At 64.3% G+C, this 11,592-nt stretch carries 12 protein-coding genes; all 12 read right to left on the reverse strand.

Going from position 1 to position 11,592, the window contains the following annotated elements; all coding sequences use genetic code 11:
- Positions 1-93: 93 nt before the first annotated feature.
- Positions 94-2,442 (reverse strand): DNA internalization-related competence protein ComEC/Rec2, encoded by a 2,349-nt coding sequence (locus B5F33_RS08245; RefSeq protein ID WP_087411329.1) that lies wholly within the window; start codon positions 2,440-2,442, stop codon positions 94-96.
- Entirely contained in the window at positions 2,433-3,173 is a 741-nt protein-coding gene (locus B5F33_RS08250) for a ComEA family DNA-binding protein (protein ID WP_087411330.1), read from the reverse strand. Before B5F33_RS08250 ends, B5F33_RS08245 begins: the two co-directional genes overlap by 10 nt.
- Before the next feature lie 154 nt (positions 3,174-3,327).
- Positions 3,328-4,560: a tRNA uracil 4-sulfurtransferase ThiI gene (thiI, locus tag B5F33_RS08255; RefSeq protein ID WP_087411331.1), complete on the reverse strand. Its 1,233-nt coding sequence runs from the start codon at positions 4,558-4,560 to the stop codon at positions 3,328-3,330.
- 1 nt (position 4,561) lies between these two features.
- Positions 4,562-4,843 (reverse strand): DNA-directed RNA polymerase subunit omega, encoded by a 282-nt coding sequence (locus tag B5F33_RS08260; RefSeq protein WP_087411332.1) that lies wholly within the window; start codon positions 4,841-4,843, stop codon positions 4,562-4,564.
- A 3-nt stretch (positions 4,844-4,846) separates the two neighbouring features.
- Positions 4,847-5,416: a guanylate kinase gene (gmk, locus tag B5F33_RS08265; RefSeq protein ID WP_087411333.1), complete on the reverse strand. Its 570-nt coding sequence runs from the start codon at positions 5,414-5,416 to the stop codon at positions 4,847-4,849.
- Positions 5,416-5,724 carry an integration host factor, actinobacterial type gene (gene mihF / locus B5F33_RS08270; protein ID WP_087411334.1) on the reverse strand — a complete coding sequence of 103 codons (309 nt, stop codon included), beginning with the start codon at positions 5,722-5,724 and terminating at the stop codon, positions 5,416-5,418. The genes gmk and mihF overlap by 1 nt, the downstream gene beginning before the upstream one ends.
- 207 nt (positions 5,725-5,931) lie before the next feature.
- Positions 5,932-6,651: an orotidine-5'-phosphate decarboxylase gene (gene pyrF, locus B5F33_RS08275; protein ID WP_087411335.1), complete on the reverse strand. Its 720-nt coding sequence runs from the start codon at positions 6,649-6,651 to the stop codon at positions 5,932-5,934.
- A complete protein-coding gene (locus B5F33_RS08280; RefSeq protein ID WP_204214481.1) occupies positions 6,645-7,553 on the reverse strand; it encodes a dihydroorotate dehydrogenase in 909 nt (302 codons plus the stop codon). Before B5F33_RS08280 ends, pyrF begins: the two co-directional genes overlap by 7 nt.
- A gap of 11 nt (positions 7,554-7,564) precedes the next feature.
- Positions 7,565-8,332 carry a dihydroorotate dehydrogenase electron transfer subunit gene (locus tag B5F33_RS08285; protein WP_087411345.1) on the reverse strand — a complete coding sequence of 256 codons (768 nt, stop codon included), beginning with the start codon at positions 8,330-8,332 and terminating at the stop codon, positions 7,565-7,567.
- A 113-nt stretch (positions 8,333-8,445) separates the two neighbouring features.
- Complete coding sequence (locus B5F33_RS08290) at positions 8,446-9,735, reverse strand: dihydroorotase (protein WP_087411337.1); 1,290 nt, start codon at positions 9,733-9,735, stop codon at positions 8,446-8,448.
- A complete protein-coding gene (locus B5F33_RS08295) occupies positions 9,719-10,663 on the reverse strand; it encodes an aspartate carbamoyltransferase catalytic subunit (RefSeq protein WP_087411338.1) in 945 nt (314 codons plus the stop codon). The genes B5F33_RS08290 and B5F33_RS08295 overlap by 17 nt, the downstream gene beginning before the upstream one ends.
- A 3-nt stretch (positions 10,664-10,666) precedes the next feature.
- The gene (gene pyrR / locus B5F33_RS08300; protein ID WP_087411339.1) at positions 10,667-11,248 is read right to left on the reverse strand and encodes a bifunctional pyr operon transcriptional regulator/uracil phosphoribosyltransferase PyrR; all 582 of its coding nucleotides are present in this window, start codon (positions 11,246-11,248) and stop codon (positions 10,667-10,669) included.
- Positions 11,249-11,592: the final 344 nt, after the last annotated feature.

Consider the following 11,592-nt stretch of genomic DNA (forward strand, 5'->3'; position numbering starts at 1 on the left):
AACAAAGACATGAGGATACGAGCCATTCTACCCCGCGCCCACCGCACCATCACGCCACGACGTCACCTGGAAAAGATTTCCAAGAGCCGATTCCTATGGCCGGGCACGTCGCATCGTAAAGCCGGAGCCTGAGGGGCAAAGCGTCACGTCGCCAGCGTCGATGGTGCAGACGAATAGAGCCCCCGCATCCTCGACCGCCTCGACGGTGGCAGGCGCAGGGTGTCCGTACGAGTTGTCCTCCCCGGCGCTCGCCACGGCAACGCGGGGCTGCAGGCTCACCAGGAGCTCTCCGTCGACCGAAGCAGCCGAGCCATGATGGCCGAGCTTTAGCACATCGACCTTCCCCACCTCTTCTGCGACCTCCTCGAGCTCATCTGCCTCCGCGTCTCCGGTCAACAGCGCAGAGAACTCCTTTCCATAGCGCACTGCCAGCACAAGAGAATCCTCGTTGTCCTCCCCCGCCACGGTGCGTTCGGGCCACACGGCCTTACAGCAGAACCCTCCCACCTGAAGCGCATCTCCATACGCAATCTCGACCGCGTCCAGATCGCGGGCGTCAAGCTCATCGGGGACGTGCTCTGCAGCGCCACGGGCGACGATCAAGCGATTGACCGGCATGAGGTCGAGAATCGCCGGAAGCCCTCCCCAGTGGTCGCGGTCCCAATGCGTCACCACAATCGCATCGAGCGCATAGACGTTGTTACGCACGAGCGCCGCGGCCGTCGCCTCGTCGACGCCCGCATCCACCAGCACCGTCGAGGCCCCTTCGCGCAGCAGGATCGCGTCCCCTTGCCCCACGTCGAGAACGGTGAGGGACGCCGGAGCAAACAGCGACCATCGCACGAAATGCCCCACCACCAACAAAGCTGCGATGCCGCATGCACGCCGGGCGGGCAGACGCCACAGCACAAACACTGCCGCACCCAGCGCATAGAGCGCCATAAGCGACAGCCCCGAAAGCTCCATGGGAACCGACGAGAAGGGAACCCTCGCCAACGCCCGTGCGAGGAATACGGACACGTTTGAAAGCGCAAGCGCCGGAACAAGGACGCCCGTGAACGCCGGCACAAGCGCGGCGACCGCGACACAGGGCAGCCCCACAACCAAAAGCGCGCTCATGGCGGGGCCAAGCAGGAGGTTGGCTACCGGGGCGATCAGGGAAAGCTCTGAAAAGACCGGTACTGTGATGGGCAACGTCGCCCACTGGGCGCAGAGCGTAAGCGCCAGCGCCGAGGCGACCGCATTCGGAAGCCCAACATGCTCCAGAAGAAACGTCACATAGCTTCCGAAGACCAAAATGAACAGCACGCTTGCTGCCGACAGCTGAAACCCCAGGTCATACACGACACCGGGGTCAGCTATTGAGAGCGCCATCACAGAGAGCATGAGGCCCGAGATGCCGTGCGCGCGCCTCCCCAGCAACCCGGCTCCCAGCGACGACCCAACCATGATGAGCGATCTCAACGCCGAAGCCGCCCCGCCGGTAAACACCACGTAGCCAGCCATGACGCTCAGCAAGATGCCGGCGCGCACGCGCCTGCTCCACGACAGATGCCCCAGCACCCCGTCGACGAGCGCCGCCACAAGCGCAAGATGGCTACCCGAGACGGCCACAAGATGCGTGGTGCCGGTACGAGAGAACGCGTCTGAGGCATCCGACGCGTTGAGCTCTGTCGTTCGCCCACACACGATGCCCGCAACGAGTGCCCGCGCAACTGAGGCGGCAGGGTCTATGGCGTCAAGCGCCGCCCGACGCAGCCCGCCGATGGGATCGGGCAGCGTCGATGAGGAGACGTTGCGTATGTACACGGCCTGGACCTCGACGACCTCTCCGGCCATATAGGAGCGCTTGCCCCAGGCATCGGGCGCAAGATCCTCAAAGCGGCCGATCAGCGAAACGACATCGCCGTCCTCGAAGGCCTCATCGCTCGACAGGCTCACCGTCGCCACCGTCGTGCCGCCTGCATCGAGCGCGCGTGCCGATGCGCGGGCGCCAAAGGCGCTCATCGAGGGGTCGCCCGCCACGACATAGACAAACGATGCCGCCGGCCCGGATCGAAGCGTCTGGTATGCCACGCTTCGCGCATGCACGGCAGCGGCCGCTCCCGCCCCGGCTCCCAAGGCTGCCGTTCCCGCCCAGAGAAGCCATGCAGCCACCAGGCACGCCGAGCGCACGCAACGTCGCCCGCCATAGCGCCAAAGCATCATCCCCGAAGCGAGCAGAAGCACCGCGACAGCCGCGACGCACCCCAGAGCCTGCCACGGCGAGAGAGGCGCAGCCGCACCGGCCGTCGCGGTCCCGCAGGCGCTCAGGTGCGCGCCCCATCCCGACTCCATGACCACGGCAGCCGCTACAAGCGCCCCGATGGCACCCCCGCACGATGGCGGCAGATAGGGACGCGGCGGCATCGATCGCTCTGTGCGACTCCCCTTCACACGCATATGAGGTCCTTGAGATTGGCGAATTTCTTCTCACCGATGCCCGAGACACGCATGATGTCCTCGATTGAGGCAAAGGGCCCATTCGCCTCGCGGTCCTCGATGATGGCCTGAGCCGTCGCCGGTCCCACCCCTGGCAGCGCGTCAAGCGCCGTTGCATCGGCGGAGTTGATGTTCACCAGACCTGATGACGCCCCTGCCGGCGACGCCCCCGACGACGTCACCTCCCCCGGCGACGCAGCACCGCCCGAGGAGGTCACGGCCTCGCCCACGCGGGGAACGTGCACCTTCTGGCCGTCCGTTAGCGGAGCGGCCCTGTTGAGGGCGGCTAGCTCGGCGTCCTCGGTAACGCCTCCGGCGGCGCGCAGGGCGTCTTCCACGCGCGACCCCGCCGGCAGCGTCACCACCGAGGGCGTGGCGACCGCTCCTGTGACATCGACCACGATCGTGTCCTGTGCCGGGGCCTCTGCGGCCTCAGGCGATGTTGCGCGATCGCCCTCGGAGTCCCCTGTGGGCGCGGCATCGTCAGCCTCATCCTCTTGAGCGATATCCGTCGTCTCGGCACGGTCGATGAACACCTGCTCTCCTGTCGCCGCCACGCCGCCCAAAAGCACGCTTGCAAGACAGGCGAGCACAACGAGCACCACCGCAGCGGCAAGCGCGGGTCGCTGTCGCAACGCACGCGCCAGGCACACCTTTTCCGACTTCGAGCCATCATGCTGAATCTGCGCCATACCAAGACCACCCCCTTACCCATGCTGACACGGCTAAGGGGGTGGTGAACGGCTCATCGCCACATTCGAAAACGCGACCTTACAGGATTCTTGTCGCAATCTAACAAAACCTGGAAGCCGTCAATATACCTGCAAGCAAAGGGATACCCACATGCTACCGGTCCCGCGGAGCAAGCTCCTCGTGGCGCTCCCGAAGCAGGCGCGGCGGACGATACGATCCGCTCTCGAAGTCGATGTATTCAACCGCATCGACCAAGCGATCGATCATCGCCTCGTGATCAAAAAGATCCCATGCGGCATGCACGTCGTCGAGCTTCGCGTGCGTCTCGGGACGACGCGGCATAAACAGCGTGCAGCAATCGGGCGCGGTCTCGCAGGAGATGTCATAGGTCCCAATCTCCTGGGCGCGCGCAATGATCTCCTGCTTGTCCGAGCCGATCAGCGGACGGAAGACCGGCAGGTCGACGACCTCGTTGACCGCCATAATGTTCTCGAGCGTCTGAGACGCGACCTGTCCGAGCGACTCGCCGGTCACGATGGCCTTTGCACCCTCGATGCGGGCGATGCGCTCCGCGACCGAATACATGATGCGGCGATACATGATGACGCGCAGGGAGCTGGGGCACGTAAGCGAAATCTCACGCTGACAGTCACCGAAGGGAACGACATAGAGACGCCCCACCTGAATGGCCGGGGCGAAGGCGCGCACGATATCCTGGCACAGATACTCGCTCGTGTCTGCAGTCTGCGGGCGCCCCGAGAAATGGACGGGGACGCACACGGCACCGCGACGAGCAATCATCCAGGTAGCGACCGGAGAGTCGATGCCCGAGGACAAAAGCGTCACGACCTTGCCGGCACTGCCGACAGGCAGGCCGCCGACGCCGCGGCGAGAGCGCGCATACACATAGACGCTGCCCTGCACCACCAGGACATGCACGATCGCATCCGGACCATGCATCTGCACGCGCTTCTCGGGGAAGGCCTCGCAGAGCACCTCGCCCACCTGGGCGTTGAGCTCAAGCGACGTCAGCTCATAGTCGGTGTTGGAGCGTTTGGCCTGCACTTTGAACGATTCGAACTCGCCGAACTCCCGCAGCGCGGTCACCGCGGCCCGACAGTATTCCTGCGGGTCGCGATTGGTGTGGAAGGCAAGCGAGACGCGTGCGACGCCCGGCACGCGCAACAGCGTGTCAAAGGCCCGCTCCGCCTCGCCCGGCTGCGAGAAGGTCACGAGAATGTGCCCCGAGATGCGGGTCACGCACGAGACGGAAAAGGCGGCCAAGGCCGCCTTGATGGAATCCATGAGGATGTGCTCGAAGTGCGAGCGATTCTTGCCTTTGAGGCCCACCTCATGGTAGTGGACCAGGCAGACGCGGCTCGCCATGCTACGCGTCAGCCACCTTGTGGCCGAGCGCGCGCTCGAACTTCTCGTGGTCATAGGAGATGTCGCCGTCCACGATCTCTTCCATGGCCATGGAGATGGTGTCCTTGCCGGAAAGCGCAATAGTGATGTCATCGATGTCTTGCGCCGCAAGCACGCGGTTGTGCTGTCCGCGCAGCATGCTGTTGATGTCGCAGGCTCGCTTGGAGGCCAGGGCGGCCAGAAGGAACCGGTTGTTATCGGTCTTGGCGAGCAGATCATCGATAGGCGGCTTGACGACAGACATGCCTCAGATCCTTTCGTACGATTGAAGTATGGATACAAGCTCTTCGCAGGCCCGCTCGCGATCGTCGTTGACGAGCACCTTGTCGTAGCGATCGGCAAGGGCCAACTCCTTGCGGGCGTTGGCAAGCCGCAGCTCGATAGACTCGGGCGTCTCGGTGCCGCGCCCAACTAGACGGGCGCGCAGCTCCTCAAGCGACGGTGGCTTGATGAAGATCAAAATGGCCTCGGGGAAACGCTCCTTAACCTGAAGCGCCCCCTGGACATCGATCTCCAAAATAACCGATGCGCCAGCGGAAAGGCGGCTTCGCACCTCGCTTACCAGCGTGCCATAGCAGTTGCCGTGGACATGTGCCCACTCGACAAACTCCCCGGCGTCGACGCGACGCTGGAATTCCTCGGGGGTAAGGAAATGGTAGTCCACACCGTCAACCTCGCCAGGGCGCGGAGAGCGCGTGGTAGCCGAAACCGTCAGGCCCAGCCCGGGCATGCGGTCGCGCGTCATCGCGACCAGCGTACCCTTACCGGCACCTGACGGTCCAGAAACAACGAAAAGCTTTGGATTGGTGCTACCCACTATTTCGTAAGCGCCTCGAGCAGCTGCTCGCGCTGACGGACACCAAGGCCCTGGACGCGACGGGTGGCGGAGATGCCAAGCTCGTCCATGATCTTAGCGGCCTTGGCCTTGCCATACCCGGGGAGAGACTCGATGAGGGTGGAGACCTTCATACGAGAGGCGATGGGGTCATCCGAGTTGAGAACGGACTCGAGGGTGACCTCGTTCTTCTTGATCTTCTCGCGGAGCTCGGCACGGGCGTGACGGGCGGCAGCAGCCTTCTCAAGTGCGGCCTTGCGCTGCTCGTCAGTGAGCTGGGGAAGCGCCATTAGAACCTCCAATTACGTGATGGAATACATACGATTTCATATGGTCGGACGCATCAAGAGTGCGCGTCCAATCAAAACCGGAACCATACCTTATACGATTGACCTGCAAAGTTCAAGAGAATCGCTGGTAAAGACCATAGAGAAACGTCCTATTTCATAGAACGTACGCGGCGGGCGCACCAAAGAAGGCGTCGCCCGCCACGATCGTTAGACAGAAAGAAGCTCCTGCACAATGGCCTCATAGGCTGCCACGGGATCCTCTGCGGCGGTGATGGGGCGACCGATGACCAGGTGGCTCGCACCGGCGGCAATGGCGTCGGCAGGCGTGGAGACGCGGCTTTGATCGCCCAGGTCAGAGCCGGCAGGACGCACGCCAGGCGTGACGATGAGGGCATCGGGGCCAAGCAGCTTTCGCATATCGGCTGCCTCGCGCGGAGAGCATACGACGCCGTCGATGCCGTTGGCCTTCGCAAGCCCAGCCAGGCGAGCAGCCTCCTCCGCAACGGGAAGCGAGACGCCAATCTCCTCCAAGGAGTCCTGATTCATGCTGGTCAGGACCGTAATGGCCAGCAGTCGCGTACGCGAGGAGCGCTCCTGGGCAGCCTGGTCGGCGCCCTCGCGCGCGGCGGCGAGCATAGCGCCGGACCCCATCCCGTGCACGGTCAGCAGATCGGCTCCCGTAAGCGAGGCCGAACGGGCCGCCCCGCGCACCTGATGCGGAATATCGTGGAGCTTGAGGTCAAGGAAGACCTTAAATCCCCGGTTGATGAACTCCTGCACGATGCTGGGACCTTCGGCATAGAACAGCGTCATGCCCACCTTGAGCCACACGGCATGGCCGGAGAGGCGGTCGGCAAGGCTCAACGCCTCGTCGCGTCCGCAATCGATGGCGACGATGATGCGCTCGCGCGCTTCCTGGTCTAGCATTCGAGGGCTCCGATCAGCTCGTTGATGTCGGAGACGCCCTGAGAGGCGGCCCACTCCTCAAGCTCGTCGACGATGCGCGGCGCAGAGGTCGGGTCGACGAAGTTGGACATGCCGACCGAGACGGCCGTAGCACCCGCGAGGATGAACTCTGCGGCGTCCTCGCCGGTCATGACGCCGCCCACGCCACACACGGGGATGTCGACGGCGTTGGCAACCTCCCAGACCATGCGCACGGCGATGGGATGCAGCAAGGGGCCGGAAAGACCACCCGTGGGCTTGGAGAGCTTGGAGCGACGCGTATGGACGTCGATGGCCATGCCAGGAATCGAGTTGATGACGGTCAAGCCGTCGGCGCCCTCGGCCTCAAGGGCACGGGCGATCTCGGGAAGGCGGACAGGGGCCATCTTGACGAGCAGCGGACGCTTTGTGATGGGACGGCAGGCGCGCATGACCTCGGCAGCCCCCTCCGGGGTGGAGCCGCAAGCCGCGCCGCCGGCGGCGATGTTCGGGCAGCTCACGTTGAGCTCGAAGCCGGCTGCCCAGGGGCAAAGCTCCTCGAAAAGCTCAAGCGCGGCCACATATTCCTCGGTGGAATGGCCCGCCACCTGGCAGATGACGGCCGTACCCTTCGAGGCGAGGTCGGCAAGGTAGTCGCCGGACTCTGCAACAAGGCCGCGAACGCCGGGGTTCTGAAGGCCGACGGAGTTCATCATGCCGCCGCGCACCTCGGTCATGCGGGGCTTGGGATTGCCGGGCCACGGCTCGGAGGCGCAGCCCTTCGTCGTGATGGCGCCCAGACGCGACACGTCAAAGAAGTTCTCGAACTGCCATCCGAACCCGAACGTGCCGGACGCCGTATTGATGGGGTTCTTCATAGGGATGCCGGCAAAATTGACGGCCATGGAAACGCGGCTCACCAGACGACCTCCTTCGCATCGAAGACGGGCCCGCACATGCAGGCGCCCTTCATTCCTCCCGTGGTCTCGACCGCGCACGTGGCGCAAGCGCCGAAGCCACAGCTCATCATGCGCTCGAGCGACGCCTCGCACGGCACGCCGGCCTCGGCGGCCGCAGCGGCCACCTTGGCCATCATGGGCTCGGGACCACAGGTGGCGACATAGCCGTATTCGCCCTGGGCGAGCAGCTCAGAGGCAGGATCGGTGCAGAAGCCGCAGGCGCCTTCGGACCCGTCATCGGTGCAGACGTGCACCGATGCGGCACCCAGACGCTCGAAATCCGCGACGCCCACCAGCTTGCCAGCCGTAGCGGCGCCCAGGCACACATCGAACGCCACGCCCGCAGCAGCAAGCTCGCGAGCCAGACAGAGCACCGGCGGCACGCCGATGCCGCCCGCGACCAAGAGTGCTCGCTTGCAGCCCTCGGGAATGGTCCAGCCGTGTCCGCCGGGGCCCAGCAGGTCGGAGCGGTCGCCCGGCTGCATCTGCGAAAGCCGGTTCGTGCCGTCTCCCACCACCGCATACCAAATGGTCACGGTGCCGGCCTCGGGGTCGACCGACTCAAAGCTCAGCGGGATACGCAAGAGCGACATGGCGTTTCCCGGCACGGCGACGTTCACAAACTGACCGGGTTGAATGGCTCGAGCAAGGTCGGGGGCCGAAATGACGAGCGAGAAGATGCCGTCGGCGATCTTCTCGTTCGACACGACCTCGAACTCATGCATGCGAGCAGGAGAAGGCGTAGGCATTGACGCTCCTATCCCCATGCGGCCGCATGGAATCGAGAATGAACGGCACGGCCCACCTTCGGGCCGTGCCGAGCTGTTGTATAGCGATGTTAGCAGATGACGCCGTCCGTGAGCGTGCGCTTGCCGCCAACAAAGACGTCGGTGGCGCGGCCGGTGACCTCGGTGCCAGCGAACCCGCAGTTGTTGGCCTTGGACTCATAGCCATCGGCACCCACGGTCCAGGTAACCTCGGGGTCGAAGACGGTGATGTCGGCCAGCGAACCCGGCTGGATGCTCACCGCGTCGACGCCCAGTATGCGACGAGGAGCGATGGACATGAGCTCGACCATGCGGCCGTAATCGATCTTGCCGGTCTTGACCAGGTTGGTGTTCACCAGGGCGAGCGACGCCTCGATGCCCGTCATGCCGAAGGGGGCGAGCTCGAACTCGCGCGCCTTCTCCCAGTCGGCGTGCGGCGCGTGGTCCGTGACGATGGCGTCGACCGTGCCATCGATGACACCGGCGACGATCGCGGCAGCATCCTCGGCGGTGCGCAGCGGCGGGTTCACCTTGAGCGACGTGTCATAGGTCTCGCCAATCGCGTCCTCGGTCAGGAACATGTGGTGCGGCGTGGCCTCGCAGGTGACCTCGAGCCCCTCAGCCTTCGCGGCGCGCACGAGCTCAAGGCCGCGTGCGGTGGAGATGTGCTGGATGTGCAGCTTCGCGCCGGTGAGTCGAGCAACGGCGATATCGCGCGCGATCTGAATCTCCTCGCCCTCGGCGGGCCAACCCAGAAGTCCCAGGCGCGTAGAGACGACGCCTTCGTTCACCTGGCCGTCACCGACGAGATCCTCGTCCTGGCAGTGGCTCATGAACACCTTGCCGAACATCTTGCCGTAATCCATGGCGCGGCGAAGCATGCCGGCACCCTGAACGCCGCGACCGTCATCGGTGAAGGCGACCGCGCCGTGAGCGACCATGTCGCCCATCTCGGAGATGATCTCGCCCTTGAGACCGCGCGTCATGGCGCCGGAGGGGAACACGCGGCAGTGGCCCTCGCGCTCGGCGACGGACTTCACGTACTCGATGGTCACGCCGTTATCGGTGACCGGATCGGTGTTGGGCATGGAGCATACGCCGGTCATGCCGCCCTTGGCAGCGGCACGGGTCTCGCTCTCGATGGTGCCCTTGTGCTCATAGCCGGGCTCGCGCAGGTGGACATGCATGTCCACGAGGCCGGGAACGAGCACCTTGCCGGAAAGGTCCAGCACCTCGGCTCCGTCGGCGGAAAGGTCCTCCCCCACCTCGACGATGCGGTCGTTCTCGATCTTCACGTCAACGACGCCGTCGATGCCGGCGGCAGGGTCGACGACATGGGCGGATTTAAGCAGAAAGGCCATTATCGGCACCTCCAAGCAGCAGATACAGGGCAGCCATGCGCACGCAGATGCCAGCGTAGACCTGGTCCAGGATGACCGAGCGCTCGGGATGGTCGGCCATGTAGGAGTCGAACTCCACGCCGCGGTTGATGGGACCGGGGTGGCAGATGATGGCATCGGGCTTCATCAGGTGCTCGCGGCGCTTCGTGAGGCCGAAGAGCTCGTGATACTCGCGCAGGCTCGGGAAGGGTGCGCCCTCGAGGCGCTCGCGCTGGATGCGCAGCATGTAGACCACGTCCAGCTCGGGCAGGACGTCGTCGAGCGAGTAGCTCACGTGGTCGGCGCCCAGAATGTCGGGGCGGGCAGGAAGCAGCGTGCCCGGCGCCACGACGGTGACCTCGGCTCCCATGATCTTAAGTGCGGGAATGAGCGAACCGCATACGCGGGAGTGCCCGATATCGCCCACGATGCCCACCTTGAGGCCCTCGAAGCTGCCCTTGCGCTCCCAGATGGAGTACAGGTCGAGCAGCGCCTGGGTGGGGTGACCATGCTTGCCGTCACCGGCGTCGATAACGTGCGCCGGAGAATGCTGCGTGAGGATGTAGGGAGCGCCTGCATGCTTGTCGCGCACGATAATCATGTCGATCTTGTAAGCGTTGAGCGTCATGACCGTGTCGATGAGGCTCTCGCCCTTCACCGTCGAGGTCGAGGAGCCGCCGAAGTTGAGGCTGTCGGCCGACAGGCGCTTCTCGGCGAGCTCGAAGGAGCTGCGGGTACGGGTGGACGGCTCGTTGAACATGTTCACGATCGTCTTGCCCTTAAGGGTGGGGACCTTCTTGATGGCGCGCTCGTTGACCTCGGAGAACGCTTTCGCGGTCTCGAGGATGGTCATGATGTCGGTGTCGGAATACTCGGTGATGTCGATCAAGTGCTTGTGGTTGAAGGCCATCGCCTACTCACCTCCCAGCGGCGCGGAACCCACATGCGAGCCCGGCGCGACGTGCGTGATCTCGACGGACGAGCGCCCGTCGACCTCTTTGAGATACAGGCGTACGTTTTCCTCGTGCGACGAGGGAACGTTCTTGCCCACGAAGTCGGGGCAGATGGGAAGCTCGCGATGGCCGCGGTCCACCAGAACGGCCAGCTCGATGCGGCTGGGACGGCCGAGGTCCATGATGGCGTCGAGCGCGGCGCGGATGGTGCGACCCGTGTAGAGGATGTCGTCTACAAGCACGATGCGCTTGCCGTCGACGTTGAACGGCAGATGCGTGGCATGAATCTCGGGCGCGAGGTTGGTGAGATAGTCGTCACGATAGAAGCTGATGTCGAGGCTGCCCAGCGGAACACGGACGCCCTCGATCTTCTCGATCTCGTCGGCAAGCGTCTTGGCAAGCATGTCGCCACGCGTGACGATGCCCACGAGCGCAAGGTTCTCACACCCCTCGTTCCGCTCGAGGATCTCATGCGCGATGCGTGTCAGCGCACGACCGATGGCGGTCTCATCCATGATGACGGCCTTTGGTGTAGTGCCCATCGATCTCCTTCCTCCGTCGGTGGCCCCGAGCCACGGCCCCGCCGCTCGCCCGTCGAGCCAAAAAAATAGATGCCTGACCGCCGCGCGGCTCGACACCCAAGGAAGGTCGTTCGATTGTTGTTCCTTGCGGGCATCTCGTACGCGCTTAAAGGTCAATACAATTCTAATACCAGTAAAACACGTGTCAACTGGGATTTTGTAAACGTACTTATGCCAAAAACGCTACGTTTGATTTGCAAGTTCATCGAAACGCTTCCAGGACTCAGCGGGACATGTCCCGCTGAGTCCTGGAAGCGTTTCGCGCTAGCCTCCCGGACGGGGGCCGGATCGGCCGGCCCGCGAAG

It is taken from the genome of Collinsella sp. An2, assembly GCF_002160065.1.
GTDB lineage: Bacteria > Actinomycetota > Coriobacteriia > Coriobacteriales > Coriobacteriaceae > Limicola.